This is a genomic window from Phytoamicus setariae (assembly GCF_016722925.1).
Taxonomy (GTDB): Bacteria; Pseudomonadota; Alphaproteobacteria; order Rhizobiales; family Rhizobiaceae; genus Rhizobium_E; species Rhizobium_E setariae.
In genome coordinates this window covers 235,104-261,031 of the sequence record NZ_JAEQNC010000008.1, presented here as the reverse complement: position 1 = coordinate 261,031, position 25,928 = coordinate 235,104, and the positions used below count along the sequence as shown (strand labels likewise).

At 60.9% G+C, this 25,928-nt stretch carries 23 protein-coding genes; 14 read left to right on the top strand and 9 right to left on the bottom strand.

Annotated elements, in window-relative coordinates; translation table 11 throughout:
- Window positions 1-54: 54 nt before the first annotated feature.
- The 11 genes from JJB09_RS16300 (at window position 55) to JJB09_RS16250 (ending at window position 13,982) form a co-directional block, all read left to right on the top strand.
- Window positions 55-2,556: a glycogen/starch/alpha-glucan phosphorylase gene (locus JJB09_RS16300; RefSeq protein WP_201660270.1), complete on the top strand. Its 2,502-nt coding sequence runs from the start codon at window positions 55-57 to the stop codon at window positions 2,554-2,556.
- 157 nt (window positions 2,557-2,713) lie between these two features.
- The gene (locus tag JJB09_RS16295) at window positions 2,714-5,173 is read left to right on the top strand and encodes a phosphoketolase family protein (protein ID WP_201660268.1); all 2,460 of its coding nucleotides are present in this window, start codon (window positions 2,714-2,716) and stop codon (window positions 5,171-5,173) included.
- A gap of 195 nt (window positions 5,174-5,368) precedes the next feature.
- Window positions 5,369-5,638, top strand: a complete 270-nt coding sequence (locus JJB09_RS16290; RefSeq protein WP_201660265.1) for an acylphosphatase — start codon at window positions 5,369-5,371, stop codon at window positions 5,636-5,638.
- A gap of 168 nt (window positions 5,639-5,806) precedes the next feature.
- Window positions 5,807-6,457, top strand: coding sequence for a Rieske 2Fe-2S domain-containing protein (locus JJB09_RS16285; protein ID WP_201660262.1), 651 nt, complete (start codon window positions 5,807-5,809; stop codon window positions 6,455-6,457).
- On the top strand, window positions 6,454-7,293 hold the full coding sequence (locus JJB09_RS16280; protein WP_201660260.1) for an aromatic ring-hydroxylating oxygenase subunit alpha: 840 nt from the start codon (window positions 6,454-6,456) through the stop codon (window positions 7,291-7,293). Before JJB09_RS16285 ends, JJB09_RS16280 begins: the two co-directional genes overlap by 4 nt.
- Complete coding sequence (locus tag JJB09_RS16275; protein ID WP_201660257.1) at window positions 7,290-7,949, top strand: glutathione S-transferase family protein; 660 nt, start codon at window positions 7,290-7,292, stop codon at window positions 7,947-7,949. Before JJB09_RS16280 ends, JJB09_RS16275 begins: the two co-directional genes overlap by 4 nt.
- Complete coding sequence (locus JJB09_RS16270) at window positions 7,949-9,328, top strand: amidohydrolase (protein WP_201660254.1); 1,380 nt, start codon at window positions 7,949-7,951, stop codon at window positions 9,326-9,328. The genes JJB09_RS16275 and JJB09_RS16270 overlap by 1 nt, the downstream gene beginning before the upstream one ends.
- A 21-nt stretch (window positions 9,329-9,349) precedes the next feature.
- On the top strand, window positions 9,350-10,450 hold the full coding sequence (locus JJB09_RS16265) for a BMP family ABC transporter substrate-binding protein (RefSeq protein ID WP_201660251.1): 1,101 nt from the start codon (window positions 9,350-9,352) through the stop codon (window positions 10,448-10,450).
- A gap of 3 nt (window positions 10,451-10,453) precedes the next feature.
- The gene (locus tag JJB09_RS16260) at window positions 10,454-11,977 is read left to right on the top strand and encodes an ABC transporter ATP-binding protein (RefSeq protein ID WP_201660249.1); all 1,524 of its coding nucleotides are present in this window, start codon (window positions 10,454-10,456) and stop codon (window positions 11,975-11,977) included.
- Window positions 11,974-13,074: an ABC transporter permease gene (locus JJB09_RS16255; protein WP_201660246.1), complete on the top strand. Its 1,101-nt coding sequence runs from the start codon at window positions 11,974-11,976 to the stop codon at window positions 13,072-13,074. Before JJB09_RS16260 ends, JJB09_RS16255 begins: the two co-directional genes overlap by 4 nt.
- Window positions 13,071-13,982: an ABC transporter permease gene (locus JJB09_RS16250; protein ID WP_201660243.1), complete on the top strand. Its 912-nt coding sequence runs from the start codon at window positions 13,071-13,073 to the stop codon at window positions 13,980-13,982. Before JJB09_RS16255 ends, JJB09_RS16250 begins: the two co-directional genes overlap by 4 nt.
- 102 nt (window positions 13,983-14,084) lie before the next feature.
- Here JJB09_RS16250 and JJB09_RS16245 read toward each other — a convergent pair whose 3' ends face one another.
- From JJB09_RS16245 to nirK, 3 genes are all read right to left on the bottom strand, one after another.
- Window positions 14,085-14,780 carry a Crp/Fnr family transcriptional regulator gene (locus JJB09_RS16245; protein WP_201660240.1) on the bottom strand — a complete coding sequence of 232 codons (696 nt, stop codon included), beginning with the start codon at window positions 14,778-14,780 and terminating at the stop codon, window positions 14,085-14,087.
- A gap of 75 nt (window positions 14,781-14,855) precedes the next feature.
- Complete coding sequence (locus JJB09_RS16240; protein ID WP_201660237.1) at window positions 14,856-15,764, bottom strand: SUMF1/EgtB/PvdO family nonheme iron enzyme; 909 nt, start codon at window positions 15,762-15,764, stop codon at window positions 14,856-14,858.
- Window positions 15,765-15,834: 70 nt separating this feature from the next.
- Window positions 15,835-16,971: a copper-containing nitrite reductase gene (gene nirK / locus JJB09_RS16235; protein WP_201660234.1), complete on the bottom strand. Its 1,137-nt coding sequence runs from the start codon at window positions 16,969-16,971 to the stop codon at window positions 15,835-15,837.
- Window positions 16,972-17,158: 187 nt separating this feature from the next.
- Between nirK and JJB09_RS16230 the strand changes: the two genes are divergently transcribed.
- Window positions 17,159-18,385 (top strand): NnrS family protein, encoded by a 1,227-nt coding sequence (locus JJB09_RS16230; protein WP_201660231.1) that lies wholly within the window; start codon window positions 17,159-17,161, stop codon window positions 18,383-18,385.
- A gap of 193 nt (window positions 18,386-18,578) precedes the next feature.
- Here JJB09_RS16230 and JJB09_RS16225 read toward each other — a convergent pair whose 3' ends face one another.
- Genes JJB09_RS16225 through JJB09_RS16210 form a run of 4 tightly spaced genes read right to left on the bottom strand, consistent with a single transcriptional unit; the run spans window position 18,579 to window position 21,023 of the window.
- Window positions 18,579-18,866 carry a metal-sulfur cluster assembly factor gene (locus tag JJB09_RS16225; protein WP_201660363.1) on the bottom strand — a complete coding sequence of 96 codons (288 nt, stop codon included), beginning with the start codon at window positions 18,864-18,866 and terminating at the stop codon, window positions 18,579-18,581.
- Window positions 18,866-19,378, bottom strand: coding sequence for a DUF2249 domain-containing protein (locus JJB09_RS16220; protein ID WP_201660228.1), 513 nt, complete (start codon window positions 19,376-19,378; stop codon window positions 18,866-18,868). Before JJB09_RS16220 ends, JJB09_RS16225 begins: the two co-directional genes overlap by 1 nt.
- A gap of 3 nt (window positions 19,379-19,381) precedes the next feature.
- Window positions 19,382-20,707, bottom strand: a complete 1,326-nt coding sequence (locus tag JJB09_RS16215) for a hypothetical protein (RefSeq protein WP_201660224.1) — start codon at window positions 20,705-20,707, stop codon at window positions 19,382-19,384.
- Window positions 20,708-20,750: 43 nt separating this feature from the next.
- Window positions 20,751-21,023 carry a DUF2249 domain-containing protein gene (locus tag JJB09_RS16210; protein ID WP_201660222.1) on the bottom strand — a complete coding sequence of 91 codons (273 nt, stop codon included), beginning with the start codon at window positions 21,021-21,023 and terminating at the stop codon, window positions 20,751-20,753.
- A 189-nt stretch (window positions 21,024-21,212) separates the two neighbouring features.
- Here JJB09_RS16210 and hemN point away from each other — a divergent pair, with 189 nt between their 5' ends.
- Together hemN and JJB09_RS16200 are read left to right on the top strand one after the other, a co-directional pair.
- Window positions 21,213-22,562: an oxygen-independent coproporphyrinogen III oxidase gene (gene hemN / locus JJB09_RS16205; RefSeq protein WP_201660219.1), complete on the top strand. Its 1,350-nt coding sequence runs from the start codon at window positions 21,213-21,215 to the stop codon at window positions 22,560-22,562.
- A 44-nt stretch (window positions 22,563-22,606) separates the two neighbouring features.
- Window positions 22,607-23,098 carry a cupredoxin domain-containing protein gene (locus JJB09_RS16200; protein ID WP_201660216.1) on the top strand — a complete coding sequence of 164 codons (492 nt, stop codon included), beginning with the start codon at window positions 22,607-22,609 and terminating at the stop codon, window positions 23,096-23,098.
- 81 nt (window positions 23,099-23,179) lie between these two features.
- Here JJB09_RS16200 and JJB09_RS16195 read toward each other — a convergent pair whose 3' ends face one another.
- Window positions 23,180-25,075, bottom strand: a complete 1,896-nt coding sequence (locus JJB09_RS16195; protein WP_201660214.1) for a nitric oxide reductase activation protein NorD — start codon at window positions 25,073-25,075, stop codon at window positions 23,180-23,182.
- Between the two features lie 7 nt (window positions 25,076-25,082).
- Window positions 25,083-25,895, bottom strand: a complete 813-nt coding sequence (locus tag JJB09_RS16190; protein ID WP_201660211.1) for a CbbQ/NirQ/NorQ/GpvN family protein — start codon at window positions 25,893-25,895, stop codon at window positions 25,083-25,085.
- Window positions 25,896-25,928: the final 33 nt, after the last annotated feature.

The window sequence follows — 25,928 nt, the reverse complement described above, 5'->3', positions numbered from 1 at the left end:
CCCTACCGGGACACTCGCTGTGAAGAGGCCAGTTGTCAACGAGAGGTCTGTAGCATGGTCAACGAGAGCGTAGCAGCTAAGGCGCATCGCGCGCAGCCCTCTACGCCCCGCGACCACTCGTCGGAAGGCGTCGCTGACTCGATCGCACAGGCTGAATACCCGGATTCACTCTTCGAGAGCCACCTGTTGTTCGACCATGTCCTGCCGCCGTCGGAGGTCGGCAATCGGGAGCGCTACGAAGCCATGGCGCGTTCCGTGCGTGACCTCCTTTCTCATCACTGGCAACGAACAGACCAGACGTATCGGCGCGAAAACCCGAAGCGGATCTATTATCTTTCCATGGAGTTCCTTATCGGCCGCTCGCTGAGCAACAATATTGTCAATCTTCAGCTCGATCCGGTTGCCGCCAAACTCTTCACTCGACACCAACTCGACAAGGCAGCCATCCTGGAGGAAGAGCCGGATGCCGGACTTGGCAACGGGGGATTGGGCAGGCTTGCGGCATGCTTCCTGGACTCTATGGCGACGATGCAATTGCCCGCCATGGGTTACGGGTTGCGCTACGAGTATGGCATGTTCAAGCAGTTGATCGTCGACGGCTGGCAGCGAGAACAGCCCGACAACTGGCTCCGGCGGCCGGACCCTTGGGAAGTCGCTCGTCCCGGCGAAGCCGTGGAGATCCGGCTTGGATGCTCGTTCGAAATTCGCGGGGGCAGCCTGCGCGCGATCGAAGGCATTCCGTCAAGCCTGATCGGAATACCCTACGACAGGCCGATCGTCGGATACGGCGGAAAGACGATCAACACGTTGCGACTCTGGGCATCGGCAACACCGGACAATTTCGATTTCCAGGAGTTCAGTGGTGGCGACTTCGTCGACGCACTCGCAGAACGGCTTACGGCGGAAACCGTAACACGCGTTCTTTATCCCGACGACTCGACGGCAGAAGGTCGCGGATTGCGCTTTGTACAGGAGTATTTCCTTGTTGCGTGTTCCCTCGCGGATCTAATTCGGCGGTTTCGCAGCGGCAACCCCGACTGGCACAGCCTGCCTGACAAGGTGGCAATCCAGCTGAACGACACCCATCCGAGCCTTGCTGTCGCCGAACTGATGCGCATCTTGCTCGATGAGGCGGGACTGGAGTGGGTGTCTGCATGGGACCTTACGAAACGGACCCTTGCATACACAAATCATACGCTGCTTCCCGAAGCGCTGGAGTCGTGGCCAATGCGTTGGTTCGAACTGCTCCTGCCTCGCCATTTGGAAATCATTGTCGAGATCGATCGTCATCTCAGGCAGGAGGCCGCCGACCGCTGGCCGGGCGATGAAGGTCGTGCGGCCTGTGTCGGCATATTGGGTGGCGGCTTGGTACGCATGGCCAATCTTGCGATTGCGGGTTCACACAGCACGAATGGCGTCGCCGCAATTCACTCGAGGCTACTGCGCGAGGCCACGGTCAGGGATTTGGCTGAACTGTTCCCGGAAAGGTTCAACAACAAGACGAATGGGATCACACCGCGACGATGGCTGCTGCTTGCAAACCCTCGGCTGGCGCATTGCATCACGGAAGCCATTGGAGACAGTTGGATCACCAATGCCTCGCAACTGCGCGGGTTACTGCCGCTCGCCGACGACAAGAGCTTCGTGGCGTCGATCCGGAGCGCCAAGCGCGAGGCCAAACTGCAGTTCCGGGACTGGCTGCAGGCAACTAGCGGAATCGCAGTCGATCCCGAGAGCATCTTCGACAGCCAGGTAAAGCGCATCCACGAATACAAGCGGCAATTGCTGAACGGACTTCGGATCGTTGCCCTATACAACAGACTGAAGGCCAACCCGAAACTTGATATTCAGCCTCGCACGTTCTTCTTTGCCGGCAAGGCCGCGCCCGCCTATCATGTCGCCAAGCTGATCATCAAATTTCTCAACAATGTCGCTGCTACGATTGATGGCGACCCCGACGTGCGCGGTCGGCTGAAGGTGGTCTTCCTGCCGGACTATAACGTCTCGCTGGCCGAACGCCTTATCCCGGCAAGCGATGTGTCGAACCAGATCTCGACGGCAGGATATGAAGCCAGCGGCACGAGCAACATGAAGTTCATGATGAACGGCGCACTGACCATCGGCACACGAGATGGCGCGACGATCGAAATGGCGGAAGCGGCTGGCGAAGAGAATTTCTTCCTGTTCGGCCTGACCGCCGAGCAAGTCGCCGGCAGCCGCGGCTGGTATAATCCGTGGTGGCACTATGAAAACGAGGCCGAAACCCGCGCCGTTCTCGACCTGCTCCTTTCGGGCCACTTCTGCCGGAACGAGCCGGAGGTCGTCAATGCCTTGCGCAACGTCCTGCTGGCGGGCGGCGACACATATCGCCACCTGGCGGATTTGGGTCCTTACCTCGACGCCGACCAGCGCCTTCAAACGCTCTACAGTCGCCCGGACGAATGGTCAAAAAATGCGATCCTCAACATTGCCAGTTCAGGGCGGTTTTCAAGCGATCGGACCATTGCCGAATACGCGGACGAAATCTGGAATGCCAAGCCCTGCCCGGTCACGTGAGGCGCATGCAAAATCAGGCGCGGGGTATGGGTCGAGTTTAGCAAACGGAGTGGACCGGCCACCAGCACAACCGCAGCGATGCGCGCAGGGGACAGTCTGTTACCACAATGTCAGACCGCACTTGTAGCAACAGTTCAAACAAGGTGAGGAACCCGCCATGGCTTCGCTTCAGACCGCAAGGAACGCATCGGCAACCAGCAGCCAGACGGCCGACAAGCCGCTGTCGGCAGCGGAACTCAAGCTCATCGACGCCTACTGGCGGGCATCGAACTACCTTTCGGTCGGGCAGATCTATCTTCTCGACAATCCCCTGCTCCGGGAACCACTGACGCGCAAACATATAAAGCCGCGCCTGCTGGGACATTGGGGCACGTCGCCCGGGCTCAATATGCTATATGCCCACCTGAACCGCGTCATCAAACGCAATGATCTGGACATGATCTACATCATAGGCCCGGGGCACGGCGGGCCGTCACTGGTTGCACATGCCTATCTCGAAGGCACCTACAGCGAATTCTACCCGAATATCAGCAGCGACATCGAGGGGATGCAGAAACTGTTCAAGCAGTTCAGCTTCCCGGGAGGGATCCCAAGCCACGTCGCGCCAGAAACCCCCGGCAGCATTCATGAGGGCGGCGAACTCGGATATGCGTTGAGTCATGCCTATGGTGCGGCATTTGACAATCCGGACCTGATCGTGGCTTGCGTGGTGGGTGACGGCGAGGCCGAAACCGGACCACTGGCAACAGGGTGGCACGGCAACAAGTTCCTGAACCCGGCCCGTGATGGCTGCGTGCTACCGATACTGCACCTGAACGGCTACAAGATCGCCAATCCATGTTTCCTCGCCCGCATTCCCGAAGATGAACTGAGGAAATTCTTCGAAGGCATGGGCTACAAGCCCTACTTTGTCGAAGGCAGCGACCCCGCCGCTGTGCATCAACAACTTGCTCACGTACTCGACACGGCTGTTACAGAAATCAGGGCGATCTGGACCGATGCCCGGGCGAATGGAAATGTCAGGCGTCCAGCTTGGCCGATGATCGTCTTCCGGACACCAAAGGGCTGGACCTGCCCCGAGGAGATAGACGGCAAGAAATGCGAGGGCTACTGGCGAGCGCACCAGGTACCCATGGGCGAGATGGACAAGCCGGAGCATATCCGCATTCTGGAACAGTGGATGAAAAGCTACCGCCCAGAGGAACTGTTCGATGACAACGGCCGGTTCAAACCGGAACTGGCGGCTCTGGCCCCAACGGGACGCCGCCGGATGAGCGACAATCCGCACGCCAATGGCGGGCTCCTGCTTCGCGACCTCAAGATGCCGGACTTCGCAGACTATGCGGTGCCGGTTCCCGCTCCCGGCGAGACGATTGCCGAATCCGCGCGCGCGATGGGGAAATTCCTGCGCGATGTCATGAAGTTCAACATGGAGGCAAAAAACTTCCGCCTGTTCAGTCCGGACGAGAACAATTCAAACCGGTGGCAGGATGTTCTGGAGGTTACCGATCGCTGCTACATGGCGGAAATCTACCCTGAGGATGACCACCTGTCTCCGGACGGGCGCGTGATGGAGGTCCTCAGCGAACACCAGTGCCAGGGATGGCTGGAAGGCTACCTGCTCACCGGACGGCACGGCTTCTTCTCCTGCTACGAAGCTTTCATCCACATCATCGACTCGATGTTCAACCAGCATGCGAAATGGCTGAAGGTGTGCAATGAGATTCCCTGGCGCAGGCCTGTGGCATCGTTGAACTATTTCCTCAGCTCGCATGTCTGGCGGCAAGATCACAACGGCTTCAGCCACCAGGATCCGGGCTTCATCGACCACGTCGTGAACAAGAAGGCCGATGTGATCCGGGTCTATCTGCCAGCGGATGCCAACACGCTTCTATCGGTCACGGACCACTGCCTGCGCAGCCGCAACTACGTCAATGTCGTCGTCGCGGGCAAACAGCCCTCGCCGCAATGGCTGACGATGGACGCGGCGATAAAGCATTGCAACGAAGGGCTCGGCATCTGGGAGTGGGCGAGCAACGACAAGGGCTTCGAGCCTGATGTGGTGATGGCATGCTGCGGGGACATACCGACGCTGGAGACGCTTGCCGCTGTTCAACTGATCCGCCAGCATCTGCCGGAGTTGAAGGTGCGTGTCATCAATGTGGTAAATCTGATGAAGCTTCAGCCCGAGCGGGAGCATCCGCATGGGCTATCGGACCATGATTTCGACGCGCTGTTCACGAAGGACAAGCCGGTCATATTCGCCTTTCACGGATACCCCACGCTCATCCACCGCCTGACCTATCGCCGGACCAATCACGCCAATTTCCATGTTCGCGGCTACAACGAGGAGGGAACGACGAGCACGCCTTTCGACATGGTGGTGCTGAACAAGCTCGATCGTTTCCACCTCGTCGAGGATGTCATAGACCGCCTGCCGCAGTTGGGCGCCCGCGCAGCCTATTTCAAGCAGGCCGTCCATGAGAGGCTGATAGAGCACCGCCAATATATCGAAAAATACGGTGATGACATGCCCGAGATAAGCGGATGGAAATGGGGAACCCAAGCTTCGCCACGAGTGACGGGCAGAACCTCGACCGAAGGGGACAATCTATAGATCGTGCTCAATCTGCAACTGATTGCGCATGAACGCCTTGCAACTGCGCGAATGCAGCCATTGTTGGGGCAAGCAGAACGGCACTTCATTGCCGGGCGACAATGAGTGACCTGAGCCGGTTCGCCTTGACGATTGCCTTTCGCAGGTTCATTCAGGCGTTCTGCTGGAGGACTAGCAAAAAGTGCGAGGCTAATTATGACGGAGCGACATCATAACCATTTCCGGGAGCGGATGACGATCCTTGGTGAGCTTGACGCTGCCTCCTTCATTCCCTGGATACAGCGCCATGCCGCTAAGCTCGGGCTGTCGCAGGCGATATCCCACACCAGTGCCGACCGGATCGAACTCGAGCTCGCAGGGCCGGAAGAGTTGATTGGCATGATGGAAATGGGGTGTTCGCTCGGGCCGATAGACGTTTGGGTTGAGTCTATAGAACGCAGGCCGATCGGCCGTGAAAACGCATGATAACCACGCACGCTTTTCCTTGCGTGAACAAGCTATCCAATTTATTCGATCATTCTTGCCAATGCGGAACACTTATGCAAACGTGATGGAAACCGAACATCGGGCTGCGGGCGGTGACGCAGCACTCGTTGCCCAGCAAGACATTGAAATTGTATAGAAAGTCTAGTCATGCCATCCGATACGACCGGCTCTTGGGCTCCAGTTGCCCTTTCCGCTGATTTGCCGGCGGGAACAGTAATGCCGGCACGGACATCAGCCGGATCGATTGCCCTTTGGCGAAGCGATTCGGGGCGCGCAGCGGCATCGGCGGATCGCTGTCCGCATCGAGGGATGCGCCTGTCTTTCGGCTTCGTGCGTGGCGAAGCGCTTTCCTGCATCTATCACGGCTGGAGTTATGCCCAGGCCGGAAATTGTGTTCGTATACCAGCCCATCCGGGGCTGACGCCGCCGGACACGATCCGGGTGGCGACCCATGCGATCGAGGAATCTGGCGGAGTTATCTGGGTTGCCGAGGGGCAGCCGCTCGGCCAACCGCCACGGCTTGGCGGTCTCGTTCCCCTACGCTCTTTGCTGGCTGAGGCCGGTGTTGCGACCATCGAGGCTGCCGCCGGCGCCAAGGCTGATACCGACGGTGTTGTGGCGCCAGCCGACAATCCGCAGGTCCGGCTACTGCTTTACCCGCAGGGAGACGATCAGACGCTGGTGCATGTTCTTATGGACGGCAAATGTGACCCGTCCGAGCGCATCGCTGCCTCGCGCGCTGCCGAAACGTTGCGGCGGCTGGCCGAAAACCTTCAGGCGAAAGGGATCGCGCCATGACGCCCAATGCGATGATCGACGAGTGGTATCCGGTCGGCCTCTTCAGCCAGCTCGACACCGACGGACGCAGAACGGCCCTGATGGGTGAACCAATCGACGTCGCATGCGATGCCGGGGGCAATGCGATCGTGACAGGCGCAGACGGGCGCGCCCTGCCCGTGTGTGTCCGCTACGGTCACGTCTGGTCCTCTCTCGGCACCCCGCAGAAGCCGCTCTTTGCAATCCCCGAGGCTGATCAGCCCGGCCGCCGGTACGTCGATGTCGGCGTGGTCCGGGTGCGCTGCTCGCCATTACGCGCCGTGGAGAACTTCCTCGATATCGCGCATTTTCCTTTCGTGCACACGGATATCCTTGGGGCGGAACCGCACACCGAGGTTCAGAACTACAAAGCCGAGATCCGCGATGACGAGGTCTGGGCAACGCAGGTGAAGTTCTATCAGCCGCAAGCGGCAAAATCGGCAAGCGGCGGCATCACGACGGAATATATGTACCGCGTGCCGGCACCGACCTGCTCCGTCCTCTACAAGACGTGCCCACCGCGCCCCAGCGAATGGGACGTCATCACGCTCTTCGTCCAGCCGCTCGCGGAAGATTTGTGCGACGTTTGGCCGTGGATGGCGCTGTTCGACGATGAATCGCCCATGACCGACCTCATCCATTTTCAGCAGACAATCTTTCTTCAGGACCGGTCGATCCTTGAAAACCAGCTTCCCCGGCTGCTGCCGCTTGATCCCGGCATGGAAATCCCCACGAAGGCCGATATGACCTCGATCGCCTACAGACGCTGGCTGAAACGCCACAACTATACCTATGGCGCGCAGTTGGTGGCACAATGAAGCTCTACGATTACATTCTTTCGCCCAGCTGCTACAAGGTGCGCCTGATGGCGGCACTGACCGGCGTGAAGCTGGACACAAGGCCGGTGGATTTCCATCCCGGTCTCGAACATCGCGGCCCCGAGCTCCTGGCGCTCAATCCGGCGGGTTCCATCCCGATCCTGGAGGATGGCGATCTGATCCTGACCGAATCCTCGGCCATTCTCGCCTATCTCGCCGCCAAGGCCGCGCCGGAGTGGCTTGGCAGCGGCTCGGCGGAAGAAACGGCGCGGATACAGCAATGGCTCTCGTTCTCGGGCCGTCTGACCGCCAGCCTCGGCGGCGCGCGGCTTCATGAGATGCTGCTGCGTCCCGGCAACATCGGCGCACTGCAGGCCCAGGGCATCGCGGCCCTCCGCGAGCTGGAGGCGGGTCTGGTCGAACAGGGATTGCTTGGCATGCGGTTCCTTGCGTCGGACCGGCCGACGATCGCCGACATTGCCTGCTTCCCCTACGTGGCACTCGCACCGGACGGCGGCGTATCGCTCGACCCCTACCCCGCGATCCGGCTCTGGTCGCGTGCACTTCGCAGCCTCGATAGCTTCATCGAGATGCCAGGCATCCACCGCCTGCATGAGTTGAAGCCCGAACCTGTTATAGAAGCGGGCGAGGCGTAATGACGGGCTACCTGCTCAGGAATTGTGCCGCCGTTATCGTTGACGATGGCATGGGTCCATCAGTTCATCGCAACGTCGACCTGCTAACGAACGGGCCGGCGATCGCGGCCATCGGCAACAATCTTCACCTTGGCGCACTGCCGGCCGGAACCATCATTCAGGATGCCACCGGCTGGTTCGTTTATCCCGGCCTCGTCAACACCCACCATCACTTCTTCCAGTGTTTCGTGCGCAACCGCGCGGATCTCGACTGGACAAAGCTGTCGGTCATCGAATGGCTCGACCGGATCTATCCGATCTTCTCGCGGCTGACGGAGGATTGCTTCTACCATTCCTCGGTCACGGCGATGGCCGAGATGATCAAGCACGGCTGCACCACGGCCTTCGATCACCAGTACAATTTCCCCCGGCATGCGGGCAAACGGCTGATCGACCGTCAGTTCGAGGCGGCCGATCTCTTCGGCATGCGCTTCCATGCCGGTCGTGGCGGCAATACGCTGCCCAAGTCGGAAGGCTCGACCATACCGGACGAGATGCTGGAAACGACCGACGAATTCATTGCCGATTGCGCCCGCCTGATCGACACCTACCACGACAAGGACCGCTACAGCATGCGCCAGGTCGTGGTCGCGCCTTGTCAGCCTGTCAACTGCTATCGCGAGACGTTCGTGGAGTCGGTGGCGCTGGCGCGCGATCGCGGCGTGCAGATGCATACCCATGTCGGAGAGGGCGAAAGCCCTGTCATCGAGGCCCGTCATGGCATGCGGACGGTGGACTATCTCGAAGAACTGGGCTTTGCTGGCCCCGATGCCTTTTACGCCCATTGCTGGGAACTTACCCACGACGAATTGCGCAAGATGGCCGCAAGCGGTACCGGCGTCTCGCATTGCCCGGAGCCGGTCTATCTGGTCGGTGCCGAGGTGACCGATATCCCGGCGATGTCGGCTTTCGGCCTGCGCGTCGGTCTTGGCTGCGACGGCGCCGCCTCGAATGACAATTCGAACCTGATGCATTGCATCCACTCCGCCTACATGTTGCAGTGCCTCGTTTCCTCGACGCGCGACTACCCGGTCCCGCCTCCGGTCGATTTCCTGGGCTATGCGACGACGGGCGGCGCGAGCCTTCTCGGCCGCAGCGACATCGGCCGGCTCGCGCCCGGCATGGCTGCCGACCTTTTCGCCATCGACACGCGCCGCATGGACTATGTCGGTACGCGGCATGATCCGCTCAGCCTCATTGCCAAAGTGGGTATCGGCATGCCGACCGACTTGACCATGATCAACGGCCGCATCGTCTGGCAGAAGGGCGAATTCGTCGGGCTCGACGAGGCCAAGCTGGCAGCAGATGCCGAAGCCGCTCTCGCAACCGTGGAATTCTAGGACATCAACAGGGGAACTGAAATGCTCAAAGACCTGACCCGCAGAACGCTGATGAAGGGCGTTGCCGCCACCGGCCTCGCCACCGTGATGAGCGGCCGCTCCGCATTCGCCGCCGACACGCCACTCGGAATCACGCTCGTCGTGCCTTCGCCGATCGGCGACGTCGGCTGGGGCCACGCGCTTCGCGCCGGCCTCGAGCCGATCAAGGCCGCCTACGGCGACAAGGTGAAGGTCACGGTCCTCGAGAACATCATGGAAGGCCCCGATGCCGACCGCATCATGACCAAAACCGTCGCAGACGGGAACAACTTCCTGATCGCCGGCTCCTTCGGCTATCAGAACGGCGCCCTGCAGATCGCCCGCCGTAACCCCAACGTCACTGTGCTGCATGCGTCCGGCTACCAGGTCGCTCCGAATTTCTCGCCCTTCGCGGCCAAGAATTTCGAGGGCACATACCTGCTCGGCATGGCTGCCGCTGCCGTCTCCAAGACCGGCAAGCTCGGTTCTGTATCCGCCTTTGCCATTCCGGAACTGATCGCCTCCGTCAACGCCTTCGCGCTGGGTGCCCAGGCGGTCAATCCGAAGGCCGAAGTGTCGGTTGTATGGGTGAACTCGTGGTTCGATCCGGCCAAGGAACAGGAAGCCGCCAAGGCCCTGATCGCACAGAATTGCGACGTGATCTTCTCCAACGCGCAGGACACGCCGTCCGTCGTCGCGGCCTGCGAGGAAGCTGGGGTCTACTCGCTCAACCTCAACTCTTCGATGAAAAAATACGCTCCGAAGTTCTATCTCGGCTGCGCCGCGACGGACTGGTCGCCTTTCTTCAAGGCTTCGGTCGATGCCCATCTCGCCGGCACGTTCAAGGGTGCCAATGCCTTCCTCGGCATGAAGGAAAAGGTCGTCCACGTCGCTGACTGGAACCCAAACATTCCGGCCGACACGATGGCGAAGATCAAGGAAGTCGAAGCCAAGATCGCCGACGGCAGCGCTTCGCCGTTCGCCGGACCGATCAGCAAGGCCGACGGTAGTGAAGCGGTGGCCTCCGGCGCAACCATGCCCGATGCCGAGATCATTGCGATGGATTGGCATGTCAAGGGCATCACCACGCCGCTGCCGAAGTAAGCCATGACCGCCCCGCTCCTGTCGCTCCGCGGCATCTCGAAAAGCTACGGCCAGATCCATGCCAATCAGGCAATCGATCTGGACGTCGCTCCCCAGTCGATCCATGCCATCCTCGGGGAAAACGGGGCGGGTAAATCGACACTTATGAAGCTGATCTACGGGGTCGAGCAACCGGACGATGGAAGCGTCATCTGGGAAGGAGAACCCCTGAGCCTTGCCTCCCCCGCGGAGGCCAGGCGCAAGGGGATCGGCATGGTTTTCCAGCACTTCTCGCTGTTCGAGACCCTGACGGTGGTGGAAAATATTCAACTGGTCGTGCCGGGCAGCAAGGCCGATCTCAAGAAACGCATCCAAACTCTCGGACGGGAGTTTGCCCTCGAAGTCGACCCGCTGGCGCATGTGCACACGCTGTCCGTCGGCGAGCGGCAGCGGGTGGAAATCATCCGATGCCTGATGACCAATCCGAAGCTGCTGATCCTCGACGAGCCCACTTCGGTTCTGCCGCCGCAATTGGTGGACAAGCTTTTCGACACCTTGCGCCGCCTGCGCGACGGGGGCGTTTCCATCCTGTTCATCTCCCACAAGCTGGAGGAAATTCGGGCGATCTGCGACCGGGCGACCATCCTGCGCAGCGGGCGTGTGACGGGCGATGTGGATCCGCGCGAACACGATGCCCATGACCTTGCCCGCATGATGATTGGCCGCGACATGCCGCCCCCCATGCCCGCAGTGCAGCTCTCCGGCGGGGAAAAGCGGCTGGAGATCATCGGTCTCGACTATCGGCCCGACGATCCCTTTGCCGTGCCGCTCTCCGGCATTAATCTTCAGGTGCGTGCCGGCGAAATACTCGGAATAGCCGGGGTTTCGGGCAATGGACAAAGCGAGCTTGCCGCGTTGATTTCAGGCGAGACGGTGCTGCGACGTGAACAGAGCGACCGGATTCTCATGATGGGAAAGGACGTGGGCAGGCTCGATGCCGCCGCCCGCCGGCAACTGGGATTTGCCTTTGTTCCGGAAGACCGGCTTGGCCGCGGCGCTGTACCCGAAATGTCGCTCGTCCTCAACAGCCTGCTGACGGCCCATCCGCTCAACCTCTTGCGGCATGGTCTCGTGGATAAAGCGAAGGCGACGGCGTTCACCAACGACTGCATCCGTCAATACGACGTCCGCACGCCCGGCCCGGATGCGGAAGCCGGCACGCTGTCGGGCGGCAATCTCCAGAAGTTCATTGTCGGTCGCGAGATCATGCTGGCCCCAAAACTGCTGTTCGTGGCCCAACCGACCTGGGGTGTCGATATCGGCGCCGCATCCGCCGTACGCAACCGCCTGGTCGCGCTGCGCAATGAAGGCATGGCCATCCTCGTCATTTCGGAAGAACTGGAAGAGCTTTTCGAACTCAGTGATTCCATCCAGGTGCTGTATCACGGCCGCCTCAGCCCGCCGCTTGTGACGCGGGATACGAAGCCCGAGGAGATCGGCCGATACATGATCGGAGCGCATCCTACGCCTGAGAAAGCCCACGCATGAGAGCCTCCTCCATCCCCTTTATTCCCACTCTTGTACGCCGGGAAAGCGCCTCGCTCGCGGCGATGCTGCTCGCGCCAGTCGTCGCGCTGGCGGTGGCCATCATTCTCAATCTCGGGCTGTACATGCTGATGGGCCGCGATCCGGTTGCCGTCGTCTATGCGATGCTTCTCGAGCCCTTCCTTTCCTGGGCGTCCTTCTCGGAAGTCCTGTTGAAGGCGAGCCCGCTTCTCCTCATCGCGCAGGGCCTGGCGATCGGCTTTCGCGCCAAGGTCTTCAACATCGGCGCTGAGGGCCAGTTTATTCTCGGCGCGATCTTCGCCTCCGCCATCCCCATCTGGTTTCCGCAGGCGACAGGTCAGTGGATCTGGCCCGCGATGCTTTTGTCTGGCGCAGTCGGCGGTGCGCTCTGGGCCTCGTTGACCGCCTTCTGGCGCGTCAGGCTCAACGCCAACGAAATCCTCGTTTCGCTGATGCTGAGTCTGGTGGCGGCGCAACTCCTCTACTACCTGCTGCTCGGCCCCTGGAAGGACCCGAACGGCTTCAATTTCCCCCAATCCGTGATGTTCCAGTATGACGCCATGGTTCCGATCTTGATCCCCGGCACGCGCGTCAACGTCTCGCTTCTGCTGGCGCTGGTACTGTCGGTCGTGGCCTGGGTCTTCATGCAGCGAAGCTTCATGGGCTACAAGCTCCAGGTCGGCGGTCTCGCGCCGCGCGCGGCCGGTTACGCCGGCTTCAACGAAGGATGGGCGATCTGGCTTTCGCTACTGATCGGCGGCTTTGCAGCCGGCCTCGCCGGCGCTGCCGAAGTCGCAGGTCCGCTCGGCCAGTTGCAACGTTCGATTCCGACCGGCTATGGCTATGCAGCCATCATCGTCGCCTATCTCGGCGGCCTGCATCCGATCGGCATCGTCGTCTCCGCCCTGTTCATGGCGGCTCTGTACATCGGCGGCGACAATGCCATGGTCTCGGCAAATCTGCCGATCGCCGCGGTTCGCGTCTTCCAGGGCAGCCTGTTGCTCGCCTACCTCATCGCCATCGCCTTCGTGCGCTACCGTCTCGAATGGCCGCACGCCGCCCATCGGAGCCCATCATGAACGCCATAGAGTTCATCTTTGCCGGCATGCTCGCGGCTGCGACGCCGTTTCTGCTCGCGGCGCTCGGCGAACTGGTGGTGGAGCGGGCCGGTGTTCTCAACCTCGGTGTCGAAGGGTTGATGGCGTTTGGCGCGGTCCTCGCCTTTATCGTCGTCTATCAGGGGGGCGGACACCTTCTGGGCTTTGTCGTCGCCGGCCTTGCCAGCGCCGCCCTTTCCCTCGTGTTCGCCGTTGTCGCGCTTGGATTTCGGGCAAACCAGGTGGCGACAGGCCTTGCGATCGGCATCCTTGGCCAAGGCCTGTCCGCGCTTTTCGGCAAGCCTTACGAGGCCCTCACCATCCAGGGCATCTCGAAGATCGCTGTTCCGGGGCTTTCGAGCATCCCTGTCATCGGCGGCCTGTTCATCCAGGACATCGTCGTTTGGCTTTCGCTCGCCGCGACCCTCGGCATTTGGGCGATGTTTACCTATACCAAGACCGGCCTCGTTATACGGGCCGTCGGCGAGAATCCCAAGGCGGCTCACGCCATCGGCTATTCCGTCATCACCGTCCGGGTGCTGGCCATCGCATTCGGCGGTGCGATGGCAGGCTTTGCCGGCGCCTACGCGGCAGTGGTCTACACACCGCTGTGGGCCGACGGAATGATCGCCGGGCGCGGCTGGATCGCCATCGCGCTTGTCGTCTTCGGGACGTGGCTCACCGGCCGCATTTTCCTTGGCGCCTGCCTCTTCGGCGCAGTCTCACTGATGGGGCTTGCAGCCCAGGCAACCGGGCTGGACGTTCCCTCACAACTGCTGTCGAGCCTGCCCTATCTCGTCACGATCATCGTGCTCGGCATCATCTCGGCCGACCGCCGCCTGCTGAAACTGAACGGCGTCGCCTCTCTGGGCGAACCTTTCGAGCGTTAGCGACAACGCAAGGCCGGCACCACGCGGTTCACTGGCAAGGCATCGTCGCAAGTGATGTTGGCAATTCTCGGCGCACGCAATCAGGAGTTTAATAAACACCTGTCAAGAGTCTGAACTGTCCGCCAATGCCTGAAGACGCACCGAGTCGCGTACCAGCAGTTTCTGACGCCCCCCTTCGACAAGGCCGTTCGACTCCCAGGCGCTCAAGATCCGGGACACCGTGTGAAGTGTCGTCCCGGTCATCTCCGCGATGTCCTGACGCGTAATCGGGAAGTCGATCCGAACGCCGTTATCTTCCGTGCGTCCGGCCTGCTGGCTCAAGCGCAAGACGGTATGCGCCACGCGCCGTTCGACTTCCTGCGTCGACATCTCCCGAATCCGGGTATGGGCCTCATCCAGCCGTTGTCCGATCGTGTTCAGAGCACTCACCGCCAGATAGGGACTTCGGTCGAGAAACTGCGGCCAGAGCTCGGTTGGCCAGGTCAAGGCCAGGCTTTCTATCACGCTCAGCGCCGTTCCGGGATAGTCAGCCCGCCGCAGGGCCCTTGCAAATCCGAAGAGATCGCCCGGATGGACGACGCGGACGATGATCTGTTGCCCATCGGCCGTGACTTGCGTGACCTTGAGACGCCCGTTGATCAGAAGGAAAAAGTGGGTCGCCTCGGCTCCCTGTTCGAACATCGCCTCCCCTGCGGCAGCCCGCCTAGGCGTTGCTTGCGCAAGCAGGGCTTCGAGGTCGGAATCCGGCATTTTGTCGAACAGCGAGAAACGGCGAACCACGCTTTTGTCGATCTTCAAGTCAGCCTCCGGTGCGTTGTCAAAAGTAATGTTACCGCACCGTACATTACCGCATTTTGACCTAGCGCAACAGGCTCAGGATATTATGCCGCGGTCCCGCAGCTTCATCAGCATGTTGGCAATCCATCGGTCGTCGTGGACCAATCTGAAACCAAGATTCGCCGGTGGTGCGCCGACTGCACAACCGCCCGTCTTCGGGTCACGCACGAACGAACTCATCGGAGAGCGGTGCTGGCCGACCGTCACGTAGATCCCACAGGTGGAAACCGACGACACCGGCGCTTCCGCTTCAGCCAGATCCACCCGCCGCTGGCAGGTCGACGTCCATTCCCAGACATTGCCGGCGAAATCGGCCAAGCCGTATTCGTTCTCGCCGAAATGCCCCCTCGGCTTCGGCACCGGGTCGCTTTCCGCCTTGCGCCTTGTCTCGCGATCGTAGTCGGCAAGCCAGCGCAGCGCTGGGTTCCTGCTGTCCGGATCAACGCCGAGCGCATCATCCAGGAAACGATCCGCTGCGGCATACGCGATCTCTTCGTGCCGGGGTAATGTCCAGACCTCGCCCGTCATCTCGCTTAGCCATAGAGCGTATTTGACCGCATCGTCATAGCTCACACCCGTGGCCGGCCTATCGTCACCGTGAACATCGGCGGCTGCCAGCGGAGCGCATTTGCTCTCATTGACGCACCGGGCGTATTCCGCTTCCGACACCTGGTACTTCATGATCACAAGCGGACCGAGATCGCGCGCTGTAACCATGGGGGCGTCGACAGCGAACCCGTCCTTGTAGAACTCGCCGTCCGCCCTATAGGAGAACTCATGCCTTGGTATGGTAATCGTCTGCGGAGCGAGGCTGCTGTCGACGTCAGGTGTGCCGACAAGTCCGAGTTGCGATGCAATGCCGAATGCGAAGCCGAGGGCCACGACTGTCGGCAGCATCAAGGAAAACAGCGATACCGCGTTGGTACTTGCGTTATGGGCCGCCATGGCGGCCTCCTTCCAAACGAAACTCCAAATTCGCCGCCTGCGCGGGTGTCCGCGCAGGCGGCCTTGTTCGTCAATGACTGTTCGGCGACACGATCGCAGTCATCAGATCATTGTTCCATTCGCCCTCGACCTTGAAATGACCGGCAGCGCCCTTCTCGAAGGCTTCGATCAGATTGTGGTTCACATAGGCATAGATGCCGGGCTGATGGAACGTGTAGAAGGCTGCGCCCGCCGCACCGCCGGGGATGAACCAGGTTTCCTGATCGAGCTCCGGCGGGTTGGCGAATTTGCCGGTGGCCCAGACATAGTCGCCATGTCCGCCGATGAGATGCGGGCGAGTGTCGCGGTTAGCCTGCGAATGCAGGATGAGCACTTTCTCGCCGACTTTTGCGTTCAGCGCATTGGCGCCTGTGAGAGCGCCGACGGCGCCGTTGAAGACGATATGGCTCGGGGTGAGCGTTTTCATGACTTCGAGAGTGTCGGCATAGGCATCCCCGACGGTCTCGTATTTCTTGTATTCGCCCTTTTCGTCACGAGGCACATAGAAGTCCTGCTCGCCCACATAGTAGGCCCGATCATAGACCAGCTCGTTGCCCTTGTGGTCCTTGAGGCCATCGCGCGGCAGCACCATGATCGCGCCGTTCATGCCCGAGGTCACGTGCCAGGGAACCATTCCCGGAGGTGCGCAGTGGTAGACAAAGACACCCGCCTTAGTGGCCTTGAAGCGCATGACCGCCTTTTCGCCGGGGTTTACAACTGTCAACGCGCCGCCCCCGAGGGCCCCTGTAGCCGAGTGGAAGTCGATATTGTGCTGGAGTTCGTTGGTCTCTGGATTGACGAGGGTGAGCTCCACATAATCGTCCTGATGGACCACCATCATGGGACCGGGAACCGAACCGTCGAAGGTCATGGCATGGACCTCCGTTCCTGCGTCGTCGATAACGAGCTTCTTTTCCTCGATCGTCAGCGTGACTTCATAGACTTTCGGGCCGCCCACGGCTTTCTGGGTGTGCGCGTGGACAAAAGGAGGCTTTACCAGTTCCAGCTTCACCCGCTGGAGCCCTGCCAGATCGACTGGAGCTGGCTTGACGGCGCTAACTTCCTGGTTCGCGTTCGCGACCGTGGCGACAACAGCTGGCATCAAGGCACCTGCGAACGCCGCGCCTGCGAGAACCGAGCGTCTGGTGATTTCGAACTGCTTGGTCATTTGACTTCTCCTTATTGGGAGCGAAGCTCTCTCCGCTCCATTGAGGATGACGGTATGCCTGATGACGCCGACCCTCTTTGTTCCAAAACAATATTCCGCCACAATTCGACGACCCGCAGCTTGCCTTTCCGCAAAGAGCAAAATGCGCATGCGCTCTATGCTTCGATCAAAATGACAGGAGCGCGATATGACCGAAGCGATAGTTCAACAGACACGCAGGAAAGGCGGGATACCCCGAGGACTGTCCGCAACTGGGCCGGTCCTGTTTTCCTATGGTTTCCGTCCATTTTTTCTCGGCGGCGCGCTTTGTGCCTGCCTCGCCATGATCCTGTGGATCATGGCGATGATGGGGTTCATCGGCATCGGCGGCGACTACGGAGCCAGCGCGTGGCACGGCCACGAAATGCTCTTCGGATTCGGCTCCGCCATTGTGACGGGCTTCCTCCTGACGGCCGTTCCCAACTGGACCGGGCGGCTACCGGTTTCCGGGCCTCCCCTCCTCGTCCTGTTTCTGCTTTGGTTTGCGGGACGGCTGGCCCTGGTGTCCACCGACCTGATCGGGCTCCTGCCAGCCGCTTTGGTGGAGGCCGCATTCCTGCCGACGATCCTCGTCGTCTGCGTCAGGGAGATCGTCGCCGGGCGGAAATGGGCCGACCTGAAGGTGATCGCGGGGCTGGGCGCGCTAACCGTCGCGAACATCTGCTACCATTATGAGACCCTGGCAGGCAGTGGACCCGATTATTCCCAACGGCTTGCAATTGCGGCATATACGATGATGATCGTGATCGTCGGCGGACGCATCCTGCCGAGCTTCACCAGGAACTGGCTCAACAAATCCGGACGGACGGATTTCCCGGTGCCGTACAACGGCTTCGACCTTACGGTGATCCTGCTGTCGGTTCCGGCGTTCGCGCTCTGGATCGTGCTGCCCGAGAGTAGTTTGACTGCTGGCGTCACTGCGTCCGCGGCGCTTCTGCAGGGTGTGCGGCTCTGGAGATGGCGGGGATGGACCACGTGGCGGGAACCTCTGGTCGTCGTCCTGCATCTGTCCTATGCCTTGGTCCCGGCGGGATTCGCGGCGATTTCGGCCGCAGCCCTTGGCCTGATGGAAAGCACCGCCGTATTGCACGTGCTGACGGTCGGAACGATTACGTCGATGATGCTGGCGGTGATGACACGAGCCACACGCGGTCACACCGGGCGGGAGCTCACCGCGTCGGTGACGACATGCATCAGCTACGCCGCCATCTTCGCATGCGCCCTTGCGCGACCCTCGACGGCTTTCATGCCCGATCATGCGCCAGCCATTTACGCCGTCGCCGGCATTCTTTGGCTCGCTGCCTTCGGCCTTTACCTGATCGAATACGGACCGATGCTGGTCGCGCGGCGGAAACCGTCAGCCCGAACGCAATGAGCCATGGCTTCGCGTGGGCCCTACCTCTCCCCTTGTGGGAGAGGATCGTTCGTCCCCAAGAGGCGAAGCCGATTGGTTGGACGAACTTGGAGTGGGGTGAAAACGACGCTTACGCTGTGGAATCTGAAGGATCGCGACACGTGACAATTGGCAGCAACGTGTCCACGGCTGGAACGGCAACGGCAGGCAGCCGTCACTTGCGCATCATGTCCGGAGACCACGGCGGATCATAGGTCAACTCGACCTCCACCCGGTCGGCAAGGCCCGCGTCAAGAATGCGCTGCTTGACCGCGTCGACAAGGAATTGCGCGGCGGGACAGCCACGGGTCGTTGTCGTCATTAGCACGTGGAGGGCTTCACCCCGCTTTTCGACAGCGTAGATGAGACCGATGTCGACCACGCTTCCGCCGATCTCCGGGTCGATCACATCCTGCAAGACCTCCCGGATGCTTTTCGTCAGTCGTCCTGCATCATCCGGCATCACGCGTCAGCACTCCCTCGCTTCACCATCATGCGAAATGCCGCGCCGCTTTTGTCGTAGTTTCCTACCCATTGGTGGCCCCGTTTCGTCAGCTCCGGAAAAAGGAAGATCGGCTCGCGCGCCAGGACCACGAACAGCACCTCGCCCGGCGACATCGTCTCAAGTTCGGACAGGATGCGGACCATCGGCTGCGGCGGATCAAGGTCCGAAAAATCGAATTCACGGATTGGCTCTGGCCAGACATCGGCCGCCAGCGCATCCTCGGATGCGAGAACCTCCGTGCCGCGCGGCAGGAACCTGACCTCGAAGTCTCCTCCCTCAAGCTCGGAGACCTGATGGGCAAAACCCTTTTTTTCCATGACCGAGAACAGCGGCTGCGGCTTGAAGGGAGCAAGAAGGGTCAGGCCTTGCCCGGGAGCCAATGCCTCCACGGCCGCCATGATTGCCTGAAACGGCTCGTCCCCACTCGCCAGGATCGGGCGAACATCCAACTCTTTGAATTCGGTTACCATCGATTACTCCTTTGAATCGGGTTTGGCGCAGATGAGATACGGTCGCACGGTGCCTGTGGGCAGCCTGATGTGGCTCGGAGCGTAGGCGAGTCTCCTCGCCCGGACATATTCTACCGAGAGGACTATGACTGCCCCACATTGCAGCCAGCTTGCCGCACGGAAGGCCGGTTCCCACCCTAGCAGGATCGCTGCGCCCCCGAGGCAGACGCTTAGATAGTAAACGACGAACCACACTTTTGCGCCTCTTTCATCCACAAGATCCTGCACCCTGGGAACCTGCGACCTCCCCATCACGGCACCATAGGTCTCCAGCCATGTCAGAAATGGCACGATCTTGTAGAGCTGGGCGAGTCCAAGGCCGGACAGCCACCCCAGGCCCAGTATGTAGAAGGCGGTCGGACCCAGGGGCAAGTGGTCGCCGAACAGAGTGCTGCTCGCAAGCAACGCCATGCCCACGCCCAAGAACACCAATGCTGCCATCCCTGCCAGGGAGTTGAGCTCGAGCTGCCTTCGGCGCCGGGCTTTCAACATCAGGGCCACATCCCGAAGATATAGAACCATCAGCACGAGCGCCAGGGCGATGGCGAGCGCCATCGTTGCGGCCGAAAGCCGTTCATCCAGGCCGACCACAACCAGCGACAGATAGAGTGCTGCAAGAGCACTGGCGGCAAGCACAAAGATCGACCTGTCCCGACCCTTGGTTTCCGGGGAAAGCATGAACATGGCAAACAGACGGTAGCTGACACCGATGGCGGCGAGCGTCATCCAGCCCAGGGTGCCGGATGCGGCATGATATGGCACGGCAAGTGGCAGAAGGGAGGACAGGAATGGCGCCTCCACCATGCCCGACAGCAATCCGGCAAACACGACACCCATTACGGCGGTGACGCCAAGGGCGAAAAGCCCCGCGAGCACAAGCGAGCCGGAGACGGCGAATGACTTCTGGGAAACGATCGTCGCCGCAAACGAGGTGATCAGGAAGAGGAACCCGATGGCGAGAAGAATGCCCCCGACAAACATCGCTGCCGGGTCGAGATCGAGATGCCCGCCCAGGACGAGGAAGCCTGCTAGAAGCAAGGACAGTCCAGCTGCGATCGCGACAAGAGCTGGCACCGCAAGACCCGGCAGTCGCAAATGGGTGGCCGCCAATACCGGAACGAATTGCAACAGCGCACCGCTGAACAACAATCCAAGCCACCCCACTGCAATCAAGTGGACGACGACGAGAGTATCCGGAGCATCGATCACCGGGAACGGAATACCAAACCCGAAGCCCATCAGCGCCAGCGCCGCCACGAAGAAGGCGAGCGAGGCCGCGAAATAGGCCATTGTCCATCGCGATATCGAAGCCCCGGGCATCTCTAAGTTGACCTCAGTGCCCGCAGCAGCAATCGCAGCCGGAGCTGTCGGCGCGGGTGATCTGCACGCGCCACACCTCGGGTCCCTGCTCGAGGTAGAGCCAGCCGAACTCATCGGGATATCTGGTCTCGATCTGGTAGTGCAGCGGCCGGGGATCATGATCGCTCGTCACATGCATCGCACCGCCCGGTGCCAGCGCGGTAAGGACGCCGAATATGGTCGGATGGCGATGGGGCGGGGGTATCAGCCGCACGTCGACTTCGGGGATGTTGGAGGAATTGAGCATATTGTCTCCTGTGACGTTTAATCATCGCAGCGCTATGCGCCGATGGTGTCGAAGGTAGGCGACGTCGTCATCCGGTACTTTGTCGCGGAGCAAAGACCTTCCAAATTGTCAGCGCGCTGGTTTGCGCCAAGGCAAAGAGACACATCTCGTCAACGGATACTGTCTGCTGGAAAAAAGAGGATGAATCGGATGTCAAACGACTTCGTTACCAAATACGGCGACGCGCGGCTGCCGCGCTACACGAGCTACCCGACCGCCCCGAAATTCTCGGATACGATCGGGTCGACGGAATATGTCGATTGGATCAAGGGCATTGGGGCCGGCGCCACATCGCTCTACCTCCACATTCCGTTCTGTCGGTCCATGTGTTGGTATTGCGGGTGCCATACCACGATTACCGAACGCGACCAGCCCATCCTGGACTACCTCGATGTCCTCCACCGCGAGATCGAGTTGGTGTCGCAAGCGACCTCCTCCCCGCTCGACGTCAAGGAAATCCATTTCGGCGGGGGCACTCCCACCATCATCAAACCCCACGAGTTCGCCGCGCTTATGCAACGGCTGAGAGGGAGATTCGCTGTGAGACCGGATTCAAACGTTTCCGTCGAGATCGATCCGCGAACCTTGACAGCCGATATGGCCAGCGCCCTGGGGGAATCGGGCGTGACCCGCGCGAGCCTCGGTGTCCAGAGCTTCGACCCCGTTGTCCAAAAGGCAATCAACCGCATCCAGTCCGAGGAGACCACTGACCTTACCGTGCGTCTGTTGCGCGACAGCGGCATCGCCCGCATCAATTTCGACCTCATCTACGGTCTCCCCCACCAGACAGTGGATTCCTGCGTCGAAACCGTCCGGGCGTCTCTGGTCATGCGGCCGGACCGCTTCGCCGTATTCGGATACGCGCATATCCCAACCTTCAAAAAGCACCAGCGCCTGATCGACGAGAATGCCCTGCCCGGCGCCGAGGCCCGAAACGAGCAGGCTGAAGCGATTGCCGAAGCGTTGATTGCGGCGGGCTACCGGCGTATTGGCCTCGACCACTTCGCGCTGCCTGATGATGAACTGGCCAGAGCCTCGGATACCGGGAAGCTGCGCCGGAATTTTCAGGGATACACCACCGACGACTGCGAGAATCTTTTGGGGTTCGGCGCGTCGGCAATCGGGCGTCTTCATGACGGCTACGTCCAGAACGAAGTGCCTCCGGGCCTCTACGCGAAGCGGGTCGCATCGGGATCGCTTGCCACCGCAAAGGGGTATCGGCTCACCGCCGAGGACCGGCTGCGCGCCCATGTCATCGAAAGGCTGATGTGCGACTTCGCGGTCGACGTTCCGGCCATATCCGTGTTCCACGGCTTCCAGCCGGATTTCCTGCTGCAAGGCAACGCCAGACTCTTCGCCATGGTCGAGGACGGCGTCATCACGGAGAAGGACGGCGTCATCTCGATGGACGAGGCAAATCGGTTCATGATCCGCGCAGTGGCCTCTGCGTTCGACGCGTATCTGGCCGATACGCAACGAACCTTCAGCAAGGCCGCCTGAGTGTCATCGGCGTATCGCGAACATCGAAATTGAAGGGAATAGACATGCTGAAACAGCTTTGGACGACGGCACTCGCTTTGTCACTGCTCTCCGCAACCGCTCTCGCTCACGATCACCAACACGGCGTGGCACCCGTGCAGGATGAAGTCATGCTTGGGGTCCCCGGCGATGCTTCGGACGTCAGCGAAACAGTGGTGATCAGCATGAAGGAGACGCCCGAAGGCGGAATGCTGTTCGAGCCCGCCATCGTCTCTGCGAAGGCCGGCGAGACGCTGCGCCTGCTTCTCAGGAACAACGGCGAAACGGATCACGAATTCATCCTCGCCGGCCCCGAGGAACTCGAAGAACACCGGGAAATGATGAAGGAATTTCCTGATATGCATCATGAAGATGCCAATTCCATACGTCTCGCGCCCGGAAGCTCTGGCGAGATCATCTGGAAGTTCGGGCAGTCGGGAAGCATTGACTTCGCTTGCCTCATTCCAGGCCACTACGAAGCAGGAATGCATGGGCGGGTTGATATCGGCGCAAAGTAGATCCTGCCTGTTCGCCATATGTAAAAACGAAAGGCCCGGTGGTCCACCTCCACCGGGCCTTTCTCCGGCACGCTCTACCCCTTAGCGTGTCAGACTGCGATAGATGGAAGGAAGCATTCTCGGCAACTTGGCAATATCGCCGACGATCGCAAAGCCATTGCGGCCGAACATGGACGGCAGGTAGCTCCTTGCATCCTTGTCGACGGTCACGGCGAAGACGGACACGCCGTTCCGGCGCGCTTCCATGACCGCCTTCCGGGAGTCCTCCAGGGCAAAGCGGCCCTCGTAGTGATCGATATCGTTGGGTTTGCCGTCGGTCAGCACCAGCAGCAGTTTGGTTCGGTTGGGCTGTTTTGCCAGTCCGGCGGCGGCATGGCGGATGGCCGTACCGATCCGGGTATAGTATCCGGGCTTGAGGGACGCGATACGCCGCTCGACATCGCCGCTCATCTCCTCGCCGAAAGCCTTGACCGTCTCGATCCGCACCCAGGCGCGACGGCGCGAGGTGAAGGTCAGGATCGAATGATTGGTTCCGCAGGCCGCCAGACCATTGGCAAGAACCGACAGGGCCTGTTTCTCGACGTCAAGCACGCGGTGGTCATCGAACCATGCGTCGGTGGACAAGGATACGTCGACTAGCGTGGTCACGGCCAGATCATGGCCCTGGGGTCGCGACAGCATGTGGATCCGGTCCGAACCTTCGCCGCCGGCCATCAGGTCCGCCCGCATTCTCACGACGGCGCCGAGGTCCAGCTCCGCGCCGTCAAGCTGCCCCTTCAGCACCTCCTGCTTTGGCCGAAGAATTTCGAACTGTTTGCGCACAGATCGAATGAGAGCCCTCTCCTCGTCCGAATGCGAGACACTGGCGACCTCCATCGCCGCCATGCCGCAAATCACCCGGCAATAGGAGGGCATGTATTCGCCCTTGCGGTAATTCCATTCCGGATAGGTCGTTTCGCCATCGATCGAGGCCGGATCGACTGCCTCGGGCGGCAGGTCGAGATCGAAACGGAACTTGGAGGATGGGCGCTCCTTCCTCCGCCCCAGCCTGATTTCCTCGAGATCGCGCGCCGCGTCCTTGTCGGCGTCGTCCTTGTCATCCGTCGGCCGATCGACATTGACCATCTCGGCCATCGCCAGGATCTTTTCGAAACGATTGAGGATGAACGGACTGCGCTCGCCCGTCGACCGGCTGGTGTCACGATCGGCCCGGAACTTGCCCGCGCCGTCGAGAGCGTTTGTCGACGCATCACCGGGATGCTCGTCGCCGTCGCCGGAAAACACTTCCGAACGCGGTTCGTAGCCCGGCCACAGGGGGACGATCATCATTCGCTGGTATCCGGCCGGGGCGCCTTTCGGGAAGATCGCCGGCGGATTCTCGTCGCGCCATCCCGCCCCCTCCGAGAGCATGCCGACGATCCGGTTTTCAACCAGTCGCTCGACAGGGGGTAGAGTTCCCCTCGTTCTTTCCTTGAGGATCGCCCGGCAAAGGCCTGTATATTTGGCGTCGAGGCCGGGAAATGCCTTCAACACGGCGCGAACACTCGCTTTCGCCGCATCGAGCGCCCTGAGATCGGCGTTCAGAGGATCGGCCACCGTCACGGGCACCAGCGGCATTGCAGCCATGAAGGCGGCGAGCCAGATATAGAGGTCCCGGTTCAGTGCCTGGTCCGGGAAGATGTCGATCTGGGGCGGCAGCATCACCGCGCCGCCGTCCCTGCCCGCCCAAGCGGCCTTCTCTTCGCCCAGCCCCACAAGCTGACGCAGCCTCAGGCGGTGTGTCGCGGTTCTTGCATGTGCCGGGCCAAGCTGGGCTGTGGCCTCTCCGCCGAAACCGCGAAAGCAGGTGGCCAGGAACGGCTTCACCTCTTCGAACGTCACCTGATGCTCGCCATAGCGCGGCATGCTTGAAGTCGTACCGACGAGCCGGTGCCAGAATTTTCCGACGCTTTCTTCGAGTTCCAGGAATTCGAACATGGCCGCCTCAGACGATCAGGGCGTTGGCGACTTCGGCCAAGGCCGTCTTGACATCGGGGTCGTCGGTGAGAGGCTCGATGATCGCCGCCCGGATAGCCTCGCGCCTGTCCATGCCGCTATCGATGAGGCTCGCGCAATAGACAAGCAGGCGCGTGGAAACACCTTCCTCGATATCGTTGCCCTTGAGTTTGCGCAGGCGGTTCGCCAGTTCCACGAGAGGCGCCACCCGCGCCTCGTCGAGGCCGCTCTCGACCGAGACGACTGCAACTTCCTGCGCCTTCGGCAGGAAATCGAACTCGATGGACACGAAGCGCTGCTTGGTGGATGGCTTCAGCGCCTTGAGGATGTTCTGGTAACCGGGATTGTAGGAGACGACCAGCATGAAGCCGGGCGGCGCTTCGATCTGTTCGCCGGTGCGCTCCAGCGGCAGCATCCGTCGGTCGTCCGTCAGCGGGTGCAGAACAACCGCAACGTCCTTCCGGGCCTCGACGATCTCGTCGAGATAGCAGATGCCGCCATCGCGCACCGCGCGTGTCAGCGGGCCGTCCACCCAGATGGTGTCGCCGCCCTTCAGCAGATAGCGTCCGGTCAGGTCGGCCGCGGCAAGATCGTCATGGCAGGATACCGTGGAAAGCTGCAAGCCGAGGCGTGCCGCCATATGGCTGACGAAGCGGGTCTTGCCGCATCCGGTAGGCCCTTTCAGCAGCAATGGCAGTTGGCGGGTCCAGGCGGTTTCAAACAGCTGGCATTCGTTGCCGTTGGGTACGTAAGGGGGCACGTCGAAGCGGGTGCTTCCGGCCGATGTTGAAAGTAAAGCCATGGTTCCAATCCTTCTGATGTCTGAAAAGCGGTC